The sequence below is a fragment of the Modestobacter sp. SYSU DS0511 genome, from assembly GCF_054050755.1.
In genome coordinates this window covers 41,580-59,076 of record NZ_JBJGZY010000015.1, presented here as the reverse complement: position 1 = coordinate 59,076, position 17,497 = coordinate 41,580, and the positions used below count along the sequence as shown (strand labels likewise).

13 protein-coding genes are annotated in these 17,497 nt (G+C 75.7%); 10 read left to right on the top strand and 3 right to left on the bottom strand.

Annotated elements, in window-relative coordinates:
• Both gatB and ACI783_RS09730 read left to right on the top strand, forming a co-directional pair.
• Entirely contained in the window at nucleotides 1-1,509 is a 1,509-nt protein-coding gene (gene gatB / locus ACI783_RS09735) for an Asp-tRNA(Asn)/Glu-tRNA(Gln) amidotransferase subunit GatB (protein ID WP_457140290.1), read from the top strand.
• 18 nt (nucleotides 1,510-1,527) lie between these two features.
• Complete coding sequence (locus ACI783_RS09730) at nucleotides 1,528-2,073, top strand: GNAT family N-acetyltransferase (RefSeq protein WP_457140257.1); 546 nt, start codon at nucleotides 1,528-1,530, stop codon at nucleotides 2,071-2,073.
• A gap of 8 nt (nucleotides 2,074-2,081) precedes the next feature.
• On the opposite strand, the gene ACI783_RS09725 is transcribed toward ACI783_RS09730, so the two are convergent.
• Entirely contained in the window at nucleotides 2,082-3,245 is a 1,164-nt protein-coding gene (locus tag ACI783_RS09725; protein WP_457140256.1) for a PQQ-dependent sugar dehydrogenase, read from the bottom strand.
• Between the two features lie 83 nt (nucleotides 3,246-3,328).
• Here ACI783_RS09725 and ACI783_RS09720 point away from each other — a divergent pair, with 83 nt between their 5' ends.
• The 5 genes from ACI783_RS09720 to ACI783_RS09700 all read left to right on the top strand — a co-directional run bounded on the left by ACI783_RS09720 (nucleotide 3,329) and on the right by ACI783_RS09700 (nucleotide 9,645).
• Nucleotides 3,329-4,285, top strand: a complete 957-nt coding sequence (locus ACI783_RS09720) for a 2-hydroxyacid dehydrogenase (protein WP_457140255.1) — start codon at nucleotides 3,329-3,331, stop codon at nucleotides 4,283-4,285.
• A 275-nt stretch (nucleotides 4,286-4,560) separates the two neighbouring features.
• On the top strand, nucleotides 4,561-5,820 hold the full coding sequence (locus tag ACI783_RS09715) for an ABC transporter substrate-binding protein (RefSeq protein WP_457140254.1): 1,260 nt from the start codon (nucleotides 4,561-4,563) through the stop codon (nucleotides 5,818-5,820).
• Between the two features lie 156 nt (nucleotides 5,821-5,976).
• A complete protein-coding gene (locus tag ACI783_RS09710) occupies nucleotides 5,977-7,599 on the top strand; it encodes an ATP-binding cassette domain-containing protein (RefSeq protein WP_457140253.1) in 1,623 nt (540 codons plus the stop codon).
• Nucleotides 7,596-8,486: a branched-chain amino acid ABC transporter permease gene (locus ACI783_RS09705; protein WP_457084569.1), complete on the top strand. Its 891-nt coding sequence runs from the start codon at nucleotides 7,596-7,598 to the stop codon at nucleotides 8,484-8,486. Before ACI783_RS09710 ends, ACI783_RS09705 begins: the two co-directional genes overlap by 4 nt.
• Nucleotides 8,479-9,645, top strand: coding sequence for a branched-chain amino acid ABC transporter permease (locus ACI783_RS09700; protein ID WP_457140252.1), 1,167 nt, complete (start codon nucleotides 8,479-8,481; stop codon nucleotides 9,643-9,645). Before ACI783_RS09705 ends, ACI783_RS09700 begins: the two co-directional genes overlap by 8 nt.
• A 27-nt stretch (nucleotides 9,646-9,672) precedes the next feature.
• Here ACI783_RS09700 and ACI783_RS09695 read toward each other — a convergent pair whose 3' ends face one another.
• Both ACI783_RS09695 and ACI783_RS09690 read right to left on the bottom strand, forming a co-directional pair.
• Nucleotides 9,673-10,035 carry a PH domain-containing protein gene (locus ACI783_RS09695; protein WP_457140251.1) on the bottom strand — a complete coding sequence of 121 codons (363 nt, stop codon included), beginning with the start codon at nucleotides 10,033-10,035 and terminating at the stop codon, nucleotides 9,673-9,675.
• 25 nt (nucleotides 10,036-10,060) lie between these two features.
• Nucleotides 10,061-10,885, bottom strand: a complete 825-nt coding sequence (locus ACI783_RS09690; RefSeq protein ID WP_457140250.1) for a helix-turn-helix transcriptional regulator — start codon at nucleotides 10,883-10,885, stop codon at nucleotides 10,061-10,063.
• Nucleotides 10,886-10,984: 99 nt separating this feature from the next.
• On the opposite strand from ACI783_RS09690, the gene ilvD reads away from it, so the two are divergent.
• The 3 genes from ilvD (at nucleotide 10,985) to ACI783_RS09675 (ending at nucleotide 17,477) form a co-directional block, all read left to right on the top strand.
• Nucleotides 10,985-12,694, top strand: coding sequence for a dihydroxy-acid dehydratase (gene ilvD, locus ACI783_RS09685; protein WP_457084577.1), 1,710 nt, complete (start codon nucleotides 10,985-10,987; stop codon nucleotides 12,692-12,694).
• A gap of 89 nt (nucleotides 12,695-12,783) precedes the next feature.
• Nucleotides 12,784-14,715 carry a putative bifunctional diguanylate cyclase/phosphodiesterase gene (locus ACI783_RS09680; protein ID WP_457140249.1) on the top strand — a complete coding sequence of 644 codons (1,932 nt, stop codon included), beginning with the start codon at nucleotides 12,784-12,786 and terminating at the stop codon, nucleotides 14,713-14,715.
• Nucleotides 14,712-17,477, top strand: a complete 2,766-nt coding sequence (locus ACI783_RS09675) for a putative bifunctional diguanylate cyclase/phosphodiesterase (RefSeq protein WP_457140248.1) — start codon at nucleotides 14,712-14,714, stop codon at nucleotides 17,475-17,477. Before ACI783_RS09680 ends, ACI783_RS09675 begins: the two co-directional genes overlap by 4 nt.
• Nucleotides 17,478-17,497: the final 20 nt, after the last annotated feature.

The following is a 17,497-nucleotide window of genomic DNA, read 5'->3' as shown; positions in this document are numbered from 1 at the left end:
ATGACGCACACCGGCGACCGGCTGGTCGAGTTCGACGACGCCGTCGCCCGCTACGAGCCGGTGATCGGCCTGGAGACGCACGTCGAGCTGGGCACCGCCTCCAAGATGTTCTGCGGCTGCTCGACCACCTTCGGCGCCGAGCCGAACACCCAGACCTGTCCGGTCTGCCTCGCGCTGCCCGGGTCGCTGCCGGTCGCCAACGCCGCGGCGATCGAGGCGACCATCCGGATCGGCCTGGCCCTGGGCTGCCGCATCGCGAACTGGTCGCGGTTCGCCCGGAAGAACTACTTCTACCCGGACATCCCCAAGGGCTTCCAGACCAGCCAGTACGACGAGCCCCTGTGCACCGCCGGCCACCTCGACGTCGAGGTCGACGGCCAGACGTACCGGGTGGAGATCGAGCGCGTGCACCTGGAGGAGGACACCGGCAAGAACCTGCACGTCGGTGGCGCCACCGGGCGGATCCACGGCGCCGACCACTCGCTGGTCGACTTCAACCGCGCGGGCATCCCGCTGGTCGAGATCGTCACCCGGCCGGTGCCCGGCGCCGGCCCCAAGGCCCCCGAGGTGGCCCGCGCCTACGTCACCGAGCTGCGCGAGATCCTGCTGACCCTCGGCGTCTCCGAGGTGCGCATGGAGCAGGGCAACCTGCGCTGCGACGTGAACACCTCCCTCGCGCCGGTCGGCAGCCTGGAGTGGGGCACCCGCACCGAGACCAAGAACGTCAACTCGCTGCGGTCGGTCGAGCGCGCCGTCCGGTACGAGATCCGCCGTCAGGCCGCTCTGCTGGACGACGGCGGGACGGTGCGGCAGGAGACCCGGCACTTCCACGAGGACACCGGCTCCACCTCGCCCGGGCGCAGCAAGGAGGAGGCGACCGACTACCGGTACTTCCCCGAGCCCGACCTGGTGCCGCTGGCGCCGGACGCCGACTGGATCGAGCGGTTGCGCGTCGCCCTGCCGGAGCTGCCCGCCGCCCGCCGGGCCCGCCTGCAGGAGGAGTGGGGCGTCTCGGGCACCGAGATGACCTGGCTGGCCAACGCCGGAGCCCTCGGCCTGGTCGAGCAGACCGTCGCCGCCGGGGCCACCCCGGCCGACGCCCGCAAGTGGTGGCTGGGTGACCTCGCCCGCCGGGCCAACGAGCTCGGGGTCGAGCTCGGCCAGCTGGCGATCACCCCGGCCCAGGTCGCCGAGCTCACCGGGCTGGTCGCCGCCGGCACGGTGAACGACAAGCTCGCCCGGCAGGTGCTCGACGGGGTGCTCGCCGGCCAGGGCGGTCCGGCGCAGGTCGTGGAGGCGCAGGGGCTGGCGGTGATGGGGGAGTCCGACGAGCTGGTGGCCGCCGTCGACGCCGCCATCGCCGGCGCCCCCGACGTCGTCGAGAAGGTCCGCGGCGGCAAGGTGCAGGCGCTGGGTGCGCTCGTCGGGCAGGTCATGAAGGTCACCCGCGGCAAGGCCGACGCCCCCACCGTCAAGCGCATGCTCGAGGAGCGCGTGCTCGGCTCCTGACCGGCCTACCGTGGCCGTGTGGCACTGCCGGCCGTGGAGCTGCGCCCGCTGACGCGGGCGGACTTCGGGCTGCTCGGCCGGTGGCTGGCGGAGCCGCTGGTCGCCCGCTGGTGGCACCACGAGTGGGGGCCGGACGCCGTCGAGCGGGACTTCGGCCCCTGCGTCGACGGCACGGAACCCACGCAGGTGCACCTGGGCGTGCACGCCGGCGACCCGTTCGGCCTCGTGCAGCTCTACGCGTTCCCCGCCTACCCGGAGTACGTCGCCGAGCTGGCCCCGGTCTGCCACGTCCCGCCGGGCGCGCTCAGCATCGACTACCTCGTCGGTGAACCGGCGGCCCGCGGCCGCGGGCTGGCCGCCGCGATGATCGCCGCCGCGGTCGCCCGGGGGTTCGCCGAGCACCCCGACGCGCAGGACGTCCTGGTGCCGGTGGCGCTGGGCAACACGGCGTCCTGGCGGGCGCTCCAGCGTGCCGGCGCCACGTGGTACGCGGCGGGTGAGCTGGCGCCGGACAACCCGGTCGACCCGCCCGACCACGTCGTCCACCGCTTCACGCGGCGGTAGCCGGCCGGCTACAGCGGCGAGCTGGCCCCCGACGACGGCGGGGTCACCCGCAGCACCTTGTCGTCGTCCTCGGCGGGCTCGCCGAGGCCGTCCCGGTTCGAGGTGGTGATCCACAACGCGCCGGCCGGGTCGACGGCGACGCTGCGCAGCCGCCCGTAGCGGCCCTCCAGGAACGACTCCGGCTCCTCGACCGGCTGGCCCGCCTGGTCCAGTTGCGCGATGGTCACCCGCTCGCCGTCCAGCGTGCCGAGGAACACGTACGGCCCGCTGACCGCGCAGCCGCCCAGTCCACCCTCGGACGCGGGCACCTCCAGCACCGGACGGGTGCCCTGCGGACCGACGTCGCCGTCGGGGCGGACGGCGTCCAGCGCGTCGGGGCCGGTCGCCGCCTCGTCGGTGGCGTACACCCGCTCGTCGGCACCGACGCACAGCGCGGTGACGTCGCGGTGGCCGCGGGAGGTGACCGGCCCGGCGCCCACCGGTTGGCCGAAGACGTCGACGGCGAGCACCTTGCCGGCCAGCGAGGCGGGGTCGGCGGCGAGCGCCGGGTTCCCCGTGTCGCCGGTGCCCACGTAGAGCGTGCCGTCCGGGCCGAAGACCAGGCCGCCGCCGTTGCCCGTCTCGCCGCGCGGGATGCCGGTGAGCACCGGGTTGGGCGTGCCGCCGATCGGGAAGCGGACCACCCGGTTGTCGGTGGCCGTGGAGACGTACGCGTAGAGCAGCCCGTCCTCGGGGAAGGTCGGGGACAGCGCCAGCCCGAGCAGCCCGCCGTCGCCGGCGGCGTCGATCGGCAGCACCATCAGCTCGCGGGCCGGAGAGCGGTCGGGGAACACCTGCAGCAACCGGCCGCTGTCCCGTTCGCCGACCACGGCGGTGCCGTCGGGCAGCACCACCAGCCCGGTGGGGACGGCGAGCCCGGTGGCGACGACGTTCGGGTCGCCGGCGGCCTCCTCCTGCTGGGTGCCGGGCGTGGAGGGCTGCCCGGGGACCGGGGCGGGGGGGCTGTCCCGCGGCGGGCCGACCTGCGGCGGCTGCCCCTGGGGGATCTCCCGGAACGGCCCGGACGGGGTGTACCCGCCGCCGCACCCGGTCAGTGCCGGGCCGCCGAGCAGGGTGCCGGCGAGCAGGGCACCGGCCAGCCGGGTGCGCCCGCGTGCCGTCCGCCGTCCCACGCCCGCCACAGTACGGCCCGCCGGCCCGCGGTGCGGTCGCCCGAGCGGGCCGCCGGGGCCGCTGCGCCCTAGGGTCGGGAGCCGTGCCGCAGACGCCCCCACCCCTGCTGGAGCTCGGCCCCGACGAGACGCTGCACGTGCTGGTGCCCTCGCGCGCGCTGGCCGGTGCGGTCGAGGCGCTGTCGCCGCGGGTGACGGCGCACCGCTTCGACCCGGCCGACGGCCTGCCCACCGGGGCGGCCACCCAGGCCCAGGTGCTCGTGCCCCGCGGTGGGTCCGAGCCGACCCGGGAGCTGCTGGACGCGCTGCCGGACCTGCGCCTGGTGCAGCTGCTCAGCGCGGGCGCGGAGAAGTTCGCCGGCCGGCTGCCCGACCGGGTGGTGCTGTGCAACGCCCGCGGCGCGCACACCCCCGCCACCGCCGAGTGGGCGGTGGCGGCCACGCTCGCCGCCCAGCGCGGGCTCCCGTCCTTCACCCGGGCGCAGGACGCCGGCCGCTGGGCGCCCGCCACGCACCACTCCCTGGTCGGCGCCCGGGTGCTGGTCGTCGGCGCCGGCGACATCGGCCGGACCATCGGCCGGATGCTCGCCGGGTTCGACGTCGAGCTGACCTGGGTCGCCCGCACCGCCCGCGACGGCGTGCACGCGATGGACGAGCTGCCCGAGCTGCTGCCGCACGCCGACGTCGTGGTGCTCATCGTGCCGGTCACCCCGCAGACCACGGGCATGGTCGACGCCCGCTTCCTCGCCGCCATGAAGGACGGCGCCCTGCTGGTCAACGCCGCCCGCGGCGTGGTCGTGGACACCGACGCCCTGCTGGCCGAGCTGCACCGCGGGCGGCTGCGCGCGGCGGTGGACGTCACCGACCCCGAGCCGCTCCCCGACGGGCACCCGCTGTTCGCCGCCCCGGGGTTGCTGCTGACCCCGCACGTGGCCGGTGACGTCCCCGTCACCGAGGCCCGGGCGACCGCGGCGGTCACCGAGCAGCTCGCGCGCGTGCTCGCCGGCCGGCCCCTGGAGAACGTCGTCCACGACTACTGAGAGGACCCCGTCCTCCTCACCCCTCGCAGGCTCGGGGTGAGCCTCGGGACGGGGCCGCACCGCCCCGCCCCGGCAGCCGGGCCGCTGTCGCCGGCCGGGGGAGCTGCCGCCTGCCTCCGGCACGGGCGGGTCCTGATCGCGGTCCGATCACGACACTGGAACTTTTCTTGACGCCCGTCACATCCCCTTCTAGTTTCCCTGTGACCTCAACCACTCCGGCAACGGTGCCGGCAGGGGCAGTCCGGCGGGTGGGCCCGCCGCCGAAAGGGGATCCCATGAAGCACCGCACCCGCTCCGTGCTGGCTGTCGCCGGCTGCGTCGCCCTCCTGTCGGCCTGCAGCACGGAAGCGCCCGAAGCCAGCGGCGGCGGTGGTGGTGGCGACGGGGACGACGTGCAGACCGGCAACGGCGTCACCGACGACACGATCAACGTCGGCATCCTCACCGACCTCTCCGGCCCCTTCGCCGTGAGCGCTCCGCTGCACGTGAGCCAGATCCAGGCCTACTGGGACCAGGTCAACGCCGACGGGGGCGTCTGCGGCCGCAACGTCGAGGTGCAGGTCCAGGACCACCAGTACGACCCGCAGCGGGCGGTCGCCCTGTACCGCAGCATGGCGCCGAACGTCGCTGCGCTGCAGCAGGTGCTCGGCTCGCCCGTGGTCGCGGCGCTGCTGCCGCTGGCCGAGGAGGACGACCTCTACGTCGGTGGCATGGGCTGGTCCAGCGTCGTCCTCGACTACCCGAACGCCCAGATCCCCGGCACCACCTACAGCATCGAGAGCGCCAACGGGATCGACTACCTCGTCGACGAGCTCGGGCTCTCCGAGGGCGACAAGGTCGGCGTCGTCTACTTCACCGGCGACCTCGGCGGTGACTCGCTGGCCGGGGCCGAGTACGCGGCCGAGCAGCGCGGCCTGGAGATCGTGGCGCAGCAGATCACCCCCGCCGACACCGACCTGTCCGCCCAGGCGTCCGCGCTGAGGGAGGCCGGGGTCTCCGCGGTGATCCTCGGCGCCGCGCCGGCCCAGCTGGCCTCGCTCGCCGCCGTCCTCTCCTCGCAGGGGCTCGACGTCCCGCTGCTGGGCAACTCCCCGACCTACAACCCGTCCCTGCTGGACGGGCCGGCCGGGCCGGCGCTGCTGGAGAACTTTCACTTCCTGAGCAGCATCGCCCCGTACAGCGCCGACGAGCCCGGCGTGCAGGAAGCCGTCGCGCTGCACCAGGAGGCGGCGCCCGACGTCCCGGCGGGCTGGGAGATCCCGGCGGGCAACGCCGAGGCCATGCTGCTGCGCGAGGCCATCGAGAACGCCTGCGAGGCCGGTGACCTCACGCCCGCGGGCATCGTCGCGGGGATCCAGCAGACCACCGACCTGGACACCGGCGGGATCCTCCCGGGCACGCTCGACTACTCCGAGGAGGGGCAGCCCCCGCTGCGCGAGGTGTACGTCATGCGCGCCGACGCCGAGGCGCCGGGCGGGCTGCGGCTGGAGGACACGATCCTCGGTCCCAGCGCCGAGAGCTACACCTTCGAGTGACCGCCGGCCCCGGCCCGGGCCCAGCGCCCGGGCCGGGACCTGGCTGCTCGACGGCCCTGCCGGCAGTCCTCCCGCCCCGGTGCCCGTGGCCCGGCGGGTGGTGTCTCCCCGTGGCCCCGGCCACCTGCCCGACCCCGTCCCGCTGAGAGGTGCCCCGTGCCCGATCCCCTCCTGACCGTGGAGGACCTCGCCGTGACCTACGGCGGCGCCGTGCAGGCGCTGCGCGGGGTCACCCTGCAGGTCGACGCCGGCTCGGTCGTGGCCGTCCTCGGCAGCAACGGTGCCGGGAAGACGACCCTGCTGCGTGCGGTGTCCCGGTCCCTCGGCGGCGTGGGCGGTGCCGTCACCGGCGGCCGGATCCGGTTCGACGGGCAGGACCTCGCCCGGCACGACTCCTCCTGGGCGGTGCGCGCCGGCCTGGTGCAGGTGCCGGAGGGGCGCCGGATCTTCCGTGACCTCACCGTCGAGGACAACCTGCAGGCCGGCGGCTACACCGTCGGCGACGCCAAGGCGCGCCGGCAGGCGCACGAGCGCGTCCTCGAGCTCTTCCCGGTGCTGGCCCAGCGTCGGGACCAGCGCGGCGGCCTGCTGTCGGGGGGCGAGCAGCAGATGCTGGCGATGGGCCGGGCGCTGATGACCTCGCCGAAGCTCCTGCTGCTCGACGAGCCCTCCCTCGGACTGGCGCCCCAGCTGGTCGAGCAGATCGGCGACATCATCAGCCAGATCCACTCCCAGGGGACGTCGGTGCTGCTCATCGAGCAGAACGCCGCCATGGGGCTGCGCGTGGCCGACCGTGCGTACGTGCTGGAGACCGGTGCGGTCACCGCCTCGGGCCCGGCCGCGGAGCTGGCCGCCACCGACGAGATCCGCAGCCGCTACCTCGGCGTGACCGACGCACCGACCCTCGATGGCGGCCGGCCCGCCACCGGGACCGCCGGGACCGCCGGGACCGACGCGGCCACCGGGGCCACCGCGGCGTCCGGAACGGCCGGCCGGGCACGGCCGGCGACCCCCCAGCGGCTGACCATCGACCAGCTGACCGTCCGGTTCGGCGGGATCACCGCACTGTCGGAGGTCTCCTTCACCGTCGAGCCCGGCACGATCCAGGCGCTGATCGGCCCCAACGGTGCCGGGAAGTCGACCTGCATCAACGTCCTCGGCGGCGCCTACCGGGCCACCAGCGGCACCGTCCACTACGGCGACGTCGAGGTGACCGGCAGCCCGCCGCACCGGCTCGCCGAGCTGGGTGTGGCGCGCACCTTCCAGAACATCTCGCTGGCCCTGGAGCAGACCGTCGAGGACAACCTGCTCGTCGGGCGCCACCACCTGATGCGCGCGGGCGCCGTGTCCGACGCGTTGCGGCTGCCGCGGGCCCGGCGGGAGGAACGGGAGCACCGGGCGGCGGTCCGGCGGACGGCCGAGCTGCTCGGCATCGACGACCTGCTGCAGCGGGAGGTGCACACCCTGTCCTACGGCGACCGGAAGCGCGTCGAGCTGGGCCGGGCGCTGGCCGCCGAGCCGACGCTGCTGCTGCTCGACGAGCCGGTGGCCGGCATGACCCACGGCGAGTCGGTGGAGATGGCGGCGGTCATCCGGACCGTGCAGTCCGAGCTCGGGCTCTCGGTGCTGCTCGTCGAGCACGACATGCCCTTCGTGATGGGGCTGGCCGCCCACATCACGGTCCTCGACTTCGGACAGCGCATCGCCGAGGGGACCCCCGCGGAGGTCCAGCGGGACCCCGAGGTGCTGCGCGCCTACCTCGGAACGGCGGCGGCATGAGCTACCTGCTGACCCAGCTGGCCAACGGCGTCTCCTACGGCCTGATCCTGGGCCTGATCGCCGTCGGCTTCGTCATCGTCTTCACCGCGACCGGCGTGCTGAACTTCGCGCACGGCTCGATCCTGCTGGCCGGGGCCTACCTGGTCGCCGTGCTGAAGGACCCGATCGGCTTCTGGCCCGCGGTCGTCGTCGGGGTGCTCGGCGCGGCCGTGCTCGCCGTGCTGGTCAACGCGGTCCTGGTGCGCAACCTCGCCGAGTCCGACCCCGGGACGGCGGCCACCCTGACCCTCGCGGTCCAGGTGCTGCTGCTCACCGAGCTGACCCGGCGGATCGGCAACCGGGTGCTCACCAACGGCGCTCCGTGGGGCGCCGACGTCGTCACCCTCGGGCCGGTGACCCTGCCGACCAGCCGCGCCGTCGCGGCGGGGGTGGCGGTCGTCGCCTTCGCCCTGCTGTGGTTCCTGTTCGCCCGGACCCGCGCCGGGGTCGCCATGCGGGCGGCCGCCAGCGACGGCGAGACCGCATCCCTGATGGGCATCCGGCTCTCCCGCACCGGCGCCACCGGATGGGCCCTCGCCGGCGCGCTGGCCGCGCTGGCCGGCATCTTCCTCACCTCGTTCCCCGCTCCCGGGGTGGCGCCGAGCGTCGCCCTCACCGCGCTGGCCGCCATCCCGGCCTGGGTGCTCGGCGGCTTCGACTCCGTGGTGGGGGCGATCGTCGGCGGCCTGGTCATCGGCATCTCGGTCGCGCTGGTGGTCGGCTACGAGTCGCACCTGGAGTTCCTCGGCCGCGGCCTGGGGGAGGTCGTTCCCTACGTGGTGATGATCGCCGTTCTGCTGGTCCGGCCGCAGGGGCTGTTCGGCAAGAAGGAGGCCGTCCGTGTCTGATCTCGCGCGCCGCCTCCCGGTGCTCCTCCCCGCCCTGGTGGCCGGGGTCGTGGCCCTCGCGCTCCCGTTCGTGCTCTCCGACTTCTGGCTGCAGACCGGGCTGTTCTCCATGGCCGCGGTGGTCGCCGCGATCGGGCTGACCCTGCTGGTCGGCACCGCCGGCCAGCTGTCCCTGGGGCACGCGGCGTTCGCCGCGCTGGGCGCCTACGTCTACGCCTGGGCGGCCGGCCCGGTCGACGGACGGGCCGCCGGGCTGGGCCTGCCCCCGCTGCTGGCGCTGGTGCTCGGCGGTCTGGTGGCGGCCCTGGCCGGTGCGCTGTTCAGCCCCATCTCCGGTCGGCTGCGCGGCATCTACCTGGGCCTGGCCACCCTCGGCCTGGTGTTCCTGGCCCGGCACGTGATGCTCAACCTCGAGGACGTCACCGGCGGGTTCAACGGCCGCAGCGTCGAGGCGCTGGCCGTCCCCGGGTTCAGCTTCAGCGACAACGAGCCCGACTACCTGGCCGTGGCCGGCGTGGAGTTCGGCGGGCTCCACCGGCTCTGGTACGTCTTCCTCGTCGTCGCCGTGGCCGCGGCCTGGATCGGCCGGAACCTGCTGGCCAGCCGCACCGGCCGGGCCTGGATGAACGTCCGGGACAGCGAGACGGCCGCCGCGGCGATGGGCATCCACGTCGCCCGCGCGAAGGCGACCGCGTTCATCGTCTCCTCCGCCTACGCCGGGATCGGTGGCGCCCTGATGGCCCTGGCCTACGGCCGCATCTCACCCGACGTCTTCACCTTCCAGCTGTCCATCGACTTCCTGATCATGATCGTCCTGGGCGGCGTGGGCACCATCGCCGGCGCGGTCATCGGAGCCGTCTTCGTGGTGACGCTGCCGCTGGTGCTCACCCAGTACAGCTCGGCGCTGCCGTTCCTGGCGCTGCCCGGGTCCGGTGGTGTCGACGCCGGCACGCTGGCCCGGTTCCTCTACGCGATCGCGATCATCCTCGTGCTGCTGTTCCTCCGCGGCGGCCTCATCGGGGGGATCAACCGGCTCCGCCACCGTCGCCGGCCGCCGGACAGCAGCGGCCTGCCCCCGGTGGCCGGGCCGACCGGCCGCCCGGACGACGCCGGGACCGCGGTCCGACCCGGTGTCCCGACCGCGTCGGAGAGCCCCTGAGGCGCCGCTGACGGCCGGGTCCCCGGCTCAGGGCGCGGGGATCCGGCCGTCGGTCAGCGCGGCCAGCCGGGGCAGGTCGCGGGCGCGCAGCACCGGGAGGCGCACCTGGCTGCCGCCGGCCGTCACCAGCCAGAGCGCGCGGTCCTCGGCCACCCGCACGCCGGCCAGCTCGGCCCAGGTGACCAGCCGCCGGCCCACCAGGGAGCGGACGGTCATCCCGTCGGGGCCGACGTCGACGCCGACCCGCAGCACCCACGCGGCGAGCACCAGCGGGACCACCAGCAGGAGCAGCAGCCAGGGCGTGGCGGCGGCCAGCGGCAGCACGCCGACGGCCAGCAGGCCCACCGGCAGCAGCGCCGTCCGGCTCATCCGCATCCGCACCGTTCCCACGCCCGCCGATGCTCCCAGACCCCGGTCAGCCCGCGGCGAGCCGGGCCAGCCGGTCGGCGGCGTCGGTGCCGGGCGCGGCGGTGTAGACCACCAGGTGCACCCCGGGGGCGTCGGCGGGGGTGAGCTGGTGGTGCTCCAGCACCAGCTCACCGACCTCGGGATGGGCGAAGCGGCGCTCTCCGGAGGTGAACCGGTCGACGTCGTGACTGGCCCAGCCGACCCGGAAGTGCTCGCTGGCCGCCTCCAGCCGGGCCACCAGCCGGACCACGGCCGGGTCGTGCAGCCGGCCGCCCACCTCGGCCCGGAACTGGGTGAGGAAGCGGCGGCTGTCGGTGGCCCAGTCGGCGAGCAGCCCGCGCACCCGGGGGTCGGTGAAGACCAGCCACAGCAGGTTCCGGTCGCCGTCCGCGGCGTCGGCGGCGCCGGGGTAGAAGCGTTCGTAGGCGCGGTTCCAGCCGACGATCGACCAGTCGGGCGTGATCGCGTAGGCGGGGGAGGGGCCCAGCGCGTCCAGCAGCCGCTGCAGGTGCGGCGGCAGCCCGCCGGCGCTGCCGGCCGGGACGGCGGCGGCGTGCCCGGCCAGGCGCAGCACGTACTCGTGCTCGGCCGCCGACATCTGCAGGGTGCGGGCCACCGCGTCGACCACCTGCCGGGACGGGCGGATGTCGCGCCCCTGCTCCAGCCACGTGTACCAGGTGTGGCTCACCCCGGCGAGCAGCGCCACCTCCTCCCGGCGCAGCCCGGGCGTGCGGCGCGCGCCGGCTCCGGGCAGCCCGACGGCGGCCGGGTCGACCTGCCGGCGGCGCGACCGCAGGAAGGCGGCGAGCTCCTCGCGCGGGGTGCCGGGCACGGGTGTCCTCCTCGGGGCGGCGATCACCTGGGTGGTGGTGCTGGTACCAGCATGGACCGCATCTGGGGCATGCGGACGGACCCGCCTAGCATCGCCGGCGTGACGACCGTCGAAGACCGACCCGAGCAGACCCCCGCCGTCGACATCAAGCCGCGCAGCCGGGCGGTGACCGACGGCGACGCCAAGGCCCCGGCCCGGGCGATGCTGCGCGCGGTGGGCATGGGCGACGACGACTTCGCCAAGCCGCAGATCGGCGTGGCCTCGTCCTGGAACGAGATCACCCCCTGCAACCTCTCCCTGGACCGGCTGGCCAAGAGCGCCAAGGAGGGGGTGCACGCCGCCGGCGGGTTCCCGCTGGAGTTCGGCACCATCTCGGTCTCCGACGGCATCTCCATGGGCCACGAGGGGATGCGCGCCTCGCTGGTGTCCCGCGAGGTGATCGCCGACTCGGTGGAGACGGTCATGTTCGCCGAGCGGCTGGACGGCTCGGTCCTGCTGGCCGGCTGCGACAAGTCGCTGCCCGGCATGCTGATGGCCGCCGCCCGGCTGGACCTCGCCAGCGTCTTCCTCTACTCCGGCTCCACCCTGCCGGGGAAGCTGGGTGACAAGGACCTCACGATCATCGACGTGTTCGAGGGTGTCGGCGCCTGCGCGCGGGGGCTGATCACCCGCGAGGAGCTGACCGCGATCGAGAAGGCCGCCTGCCCCGGTCAGGGCTCCTGCGGTGGCATGTACACGGCCAACACCATGGCCAGCGTCGCCGAGGCGCTGGGCATGAGCCTGCCCGGCAGCGCCGCCCCGCCGGCGCCGGACCGCCGCCGCGACGACTACGCGGTGAAGTCCGGCGAGGCCGTGGTCGAACTGCTCCGCAAGGGCATCACCGCGCGGCAGATCATGACCCGTGAGGCGTTCGAGAACGCGATCACCGTCGTCATGGCGCTGGGTGGCTCCACCAACGCCGTTCTGCACCTGATGGCCATCGCGCACGAGGCACAGGTCGAGCTGACGCTCGAGGACTTCAACCGGATCGGCGACCGCACGCCGCACCTGGCCGACGTGAAGCCCTTCGGCCGGTTCGTGATGACCGACGTCGACCGGGTCGGCGGTGTGCCCGTCGTGCTGCGCGCGCTGCTGGACGCCGGCCTGCTGCACGGTGACACGCTGACCGTCACCGGCAAGACCATGGCCGAGAACCTCGCCGAGCTCTCCCCGCCGGACCCCGACGGCGCGATCATCCACGCGATGGGCGAGCCGATCCACCGCACCGGTGGCCTGACGATCCTGCGCGGGTCGTTGGCCCCCGACGGCGCGGTGGTGAAGTCCGCCGGCTTCGACACCGACGTCTTCGAGGGCACCGCCCGGGTCTTCGACGGCGAGCAGGGCGCGATGGACGCCGTCACCGACGGCACGCTGCAGGCCGGTGACGTGGTGGTCATCCGCTACGAGGGGCCCAAGGGCGGGCCGGGCATGCGGGAGATGCTCGCGGTGACCGGCGCGATCAAGGGCGCGGGGCTGGGCAAGGACGTCCTGCTGCTCACCGACGGCCGCTTCTCCGGGGGCACGACCGGTCTGTGCGTCGGGCACATCGCGCCCGAGGCCACCGACGGCGGCCCCATCGCGTTCGTGCGCGACGGCGACCCGATCCGCCTGGACCTGGCCAACCGCACCCTGGAGCTGCTGGTCGACGACGACGAGCTGGCCCGCCGCCGGGAGGGGTGGGCGCCGCCCGCCCCGCGCTACACCACCGGGGTCCTCGGCAAGTACGCCAAGCTGGTCGGCTCGGCCGCGCAGGGGGCCGTCTGCGGCTGACGCCGACCGGACGGCCTGCCGCCCCCATGGGGTGAGACCCGCCCGGCGAGTCGTTCGGTCGGGCGGGTCCGGGGCCGACAGTTCCCGGTGTGGAGGAGACGCGCCGGTGTGCACCCGGCTGGTGGCCGCCGGCTGCCCTGGTGCTGACCGGGCGGGCCACCGGCCTGCTGCTGGGTGTCGCCGTCGCCGCGGTCGGCGTCGCCCTCCTCGCCGATCTCCTGCCGTCCCGGGCGTCAGGGGCCACGCTGCTCGGCTGCCTGGCCCTGGAGCTGTGGCGCCGTCGGCGCGCCGCCCGGGACCGGCCCCGGGCGCTCGCCCGGCTGCTCCGCTCGGAGTCGTTCGCCCGGTCCCTGGTGCACGCCGGCAGCGATGCGGCGCTGGTCCTCGACGGCACGCTGCGGATCGCCTGGGCCGCCCCCGGCCTGGCGACGACGACCGCGCGGGGCGCTCCGCTCACCGGCTGCCGCCTGGTCGACGCGGTGCACCCGGACGACGCGGCGGGGGTGGCCTCCTGGCTGACCGGCCCGGCGTCCGGCGCCGGCGGGTCGGCCGGGCTGTGCACGTTCCGGCTGCCCGCGCCCGGGGTGGGCTGGCGGGTGCTCGAGGCCGGGGCCACCGACCTGCGCGCCGACGCGGAGGTGCGGGCGCTGGTGCTGCACTGCCGGGACGTGACCGCGCGCCGGGACCGGGAACGGGAACTGAGCTCGCTGGCGTTCACCGACCCGCTCACCGGGTTGCCCAACCGGGCCGCGCAGCTCGAGGCGGTGGCGGAGCTGCTCGGCCGGCCGGGCAGCGAGGCGCGCGCCGACGAGGTGGCGCTGCTGGTCATCGAGGTGCAGGGGCTCCGGGAGGCCGGTGAGCAGGCCGGCCGGGACGTCGTGGACGTCGCCGTCGCCGAGGTCGCCCGCCGGCTGCGCGCCACGGTGCGCACCGGGGACCAGGTCGCCCGGGTCTCCAGCGCGTGCTTCGGCGTGCTCGCGCACGGCACCGGCGACGAGCCCGACCGGCTGGCCGCACGCTGCCTGGCCGTCATCGAGGCGCCGATCGGCACCGACGCAGGGCTGGTCGACCTCACCGCCGCGGTCGGGGTGGTGCCGCTGCCGCCCGGGCTCACCGTCCGCGAGGCCAGTGACCGGGCCGACCTGGCCGTGCTCGACGCCCGCGCCGCGGGGCCGGGGTCGGTGCGCCGCTACCACCCGGGGCTGACCGCCACCCGGGACCGCCGCGACCGGCTGCGCCGTGACCTGGTCGGTGCCCGCGAGCGCGGCGAGCTCACGCTCGTCTGGCAGCCCATCGTGGCGCTGGCCGACCACCGGGTCACCGGGGTGGAGGCGCTGCTGCGCTGGCGGCACCCGTTGCACGGGGAGGTGCAGCCCGAGGAGTTCCTGCCGGTCGCCGAGCGCGCCGGTCTGCTGGTGGAGCTGCAGCGCTGGCTGCTGCGCGCGGCCACCGCCGGCGTGCAGCAGCTGCCCCAGCACGGCCCGGCGTCGCTCCGGCTGGGGGTCAACGTCTCCGCCGCCCACCTGGCCGCCGGCACGCTGGTCGGGGACGTCACCGCGGCGCTGGCCCAGAGCGGCCTGGCGCCCGAGCGGCTCGTGGTGGAGATGCCGGAAGCGGCCCTGGACGGGTCGCACGTGATCGACGACGTGCGGGCGCTGCGGCTGATGGGGGTGCACCTGGCCCTCGACGACTTCGGCAGCGGCCGGTCCGCCCTGCCGCGGCTGGGCCAGCTCCCGGTCGACGTGCTCAAGCTCGACCGGACGATGCTGGCCGCCGTCGACCGGGACGCCTACACCCGGGTGGTGTGCGAGTCCGTCGTCGGCCTGGGGGCGTCGCTGGGCATCGACGTGGTCGCCGAGGGGGTGGAGACCACCAGTCAGCTCGCCGTCCTCGAGGGCATCGGCTGCGGCTACGCGCAGGGCTTCCTGCTCTCCCGTCCGGTCTCCCTCGGCGCTCTCGCCGAGCTCCTGGACGCCGGCTCGGGTCTGCTGTGGCCCGGCCTCGTGGGGCGGGCGGGGTGACCGTGCTCCCGGCCGCGCGGTGGCGCGCGAGCGCCACGCTGGCGGCGGCGGGGGAGTGGCCACGCACCGCCGTCCTGCTGCTGCTGGCCGTCGTCGCCGGTGGCGTGGCCCTGCTCGCCGCGCTGGTCCCCGGGCGGTCGGCGCACGCCGGTCCGCTGGTGCTCGGCCTGGCCACCCTGGCGCTCGGCGCGCTGGTGCACCGGCACGGCCGCCGCCCCGACGCCGTCTCCGCCGACGTCTGGCGCACCGTCGCCGTGATCGTCGGGCTGCTCGGGCTGGGGCAGGTGGTCCGCGGGGTCACCGGCGCGGGGATCAACCCGACGGCGCTCGGCCCGGGCGACCTGGCGCTGGCCGCCACGGCGCCGGTGACGCTGCTGCTGTGGTCGCGGCTGGTCCGTGCCACGGGCAGCCGGTTCCGCGCCTCGGTGACGCTGGACGCCGCGGTCGCGCTGGTCGCGCTCGGCGTGCTGGCCGAGGTGCTGCTGCCGGTGGTCGGCGGACCCGACGCCGACGGCGTCGACCGGCTGTTGCTCGCCGGCTACCCGGCGCTCGGCGCGGTGCTGCTGGCCGGTGGGCTGGTCACCTTCGCGGCCGTCGGCCCGGCCCGGCGGGCCGCGGCCGGCTGGCTGCTGCTGGCGCTGTGCGCACTGGCGGTGGCCGTGGTCAGCGGATCGTTCGCCGCCGTTCACCCCGCGCCCGGCTGGGACGTGCTGACCGCCACGACGCTCCTGGGCATGCTCGCGGCCACCACCCTGGCGCTGGAGGCCGACCCCGGCCCGGGCGCCGACGAGGGCGCCGACCCGGCGACCACGCCGCTGCTCGGGGTGGTGGTCAGCTACTGCCTGGCCTTCGGGGTGGTGCTGCTGCTGCTCGCCGGCTGGGCCGGTGGGCGGCCGGTCAGCGCACCGGAGGCGCTGGCCACCGGGCTGCTCCTGGCCGCCACCCTGGTCCGGACGCTGCTCTGGGCCACCGACGCCACCCGGCTCACCCACCAGGTGCTGCGCACCGAGGCCTACTTCCGCACGCTGGTGCACAGCGGGGCGGACATCACCATCGTGCTGGACCAGCGCGGCGACATCACCTGGGCGTCCGGCGCCGGCCAGGGTCCGGGGGCCTGGGCCGCGCGGGACCTGGAGGGCAGGCCGCTGCTCGACTTCGTCCACCCCGACGACCGTGCCGACCTCGTGCGCGTGCTGGCCACCGCCGACCTCGAGGACTCCCGCGGCAGCTCCTTCCGGCTGCGCACCCGGGACGGGGGCTGGCGGCCGTTCGAGTCGGTCCGGGTCATCCCGTCGGCGGCGCTGCAGGCCGCCCCCGAGGGCGCCCCGCGCGGCGCGTCCCGGAGCGGCAACGGCCTGGTGCTCCACCTGCGCGACGTCGACGGCCGGCGCGCCGGCGAGCTGGAGCTCGAACGGCTCGCCTACACCGACTACCTGACCGGGCTGCCCAACCGGGCCCGGCTGATGGCGGCCCTGGCCGGGGCGCGCAGTCGGGCCGCCGGAGGCGAGGCCGCCTGCCTGCTGCTGCTGGACCTCGACGGGTTCAAGGCGGTCAACGACATCGCCGGGCACGAGGCGGGTGACCTGCTGCTGGTCGAGGTCGCCGACCGGCTGCGCGCCACCGTCCGCGACCGGGACCTGGTGGGCCGGCTCGGCGGCGACGAGTTCGCGGTCGTCGTGCGCGGCGGGCTGTCCGAGGCGACGGCGCTGGCGGAGCGGGTCGTGACCGAGCTGGCGGGGGTGCACCGGTCGGTGCCGACGCCCGGCGCGGACCCGGACCTGGTCTTCGACGTCTCGTGCAGCGTCGGGGTGACCACGCTGGACCCGGCCGACGAGGTGCCGGCGACCATCCGCTCCGCAGACCTGGCGCTGCGCGCGGCCAAGGCGGCCGGCAAGGGCTGCGTGCGCCGCTCCGGCGAGGCGGCCGACAGTGCGACCGGACGGCGAACCCGGCTGGCCAGGGACCTGCCCGACGCGCTGTCCCGCGGGGAGCTGCGGCTGGAGTACCAGCCGGTCGTGGGCACCGTGGAGCGGCGCGTGCTGGGTCTGGAGGCCCTGGTGCGCTGGGACCACCCCGTGCTCGGCGCGGTCCCGCCGGCGGAGTTCGTCCCGCTCGCGGAGGACGACGGGCTGATCGTCCCGCTGCAGCGCTGGGTGCTGGAGCAGGCCACCGCGGAGCTCGCCGGGCTGCTGCGCCAGGGGCGGGACCTGCAGCTGGGGGTGAACATCAGCGTCCGGCACCTGCAGTCGGGCAGCCTGGTCCCCGACGTCGCGGCGGCGCTGGCCCGGGCCGGGCTGCCGCCGCGCCGGCTCATGCTGGAGGTCACCGAGTCGCTGTTCCTCGGCCAGCCCGACCGCGCCGACGGCGACCTGCAGACGCTGCACGACATGGGCTGCGTCATCTCCCTGGACGACTTCGGCCGCGGCTACTCAACGTTCGCCTACCTGACCCGGCTCCCGGTCGACGTGCTGAAGATGGACCGGGAGTTCCTGGCCGGCATCGAGTCCGACGAGCGCAGCGCCGCCCTCGTGCACACGGTCATCGAGCTGGGCCGGCGGCTGTCCATCGACGTGGTCGCCGAGGGGGTGGAGAGCCCCGGGGAGCTGGCCGCGCTGCAGGCGCTCGGCTGCCGGTACCTGCAGGGTCACCTGCTCGCGCGGCCCGTCGGCCCCGCCGACCTGGCCGCGGCGATCGACGCCTTCGACGCCGGCCTCCTCGACGGTCACCCGGCCGCCGTGACCGGCGGGCCCGCGGCGCTCTGACCGTCGTCCCACGTTCGCCG

What these genes read in the sequence shown, in the direction of transcription:
- ACI783_RS09715 (WP_457140254.1), top strand. Translation starts at nt 4,561, where the DNA reads ATGAAGCACCGCACCCGCTCCGTGCTGGCTGTCGCCGGCTGCGTCGCC.
- gatB (WP_457140290.1), top strand. Translation starts at nt 1, where the DNA reads ATGACGCACACCGGCGACCGGCTGGTCGAGTTCGACGACGCCGTCGCC.
- ACI783_RS09705 (WP_457084569.1), top strand. Translation starts at nt 7,596, where the DNA reads ATGAGCTACCTGCTGACCCAGCTGGCCAACGGCGTCTCCTACGGCCTG.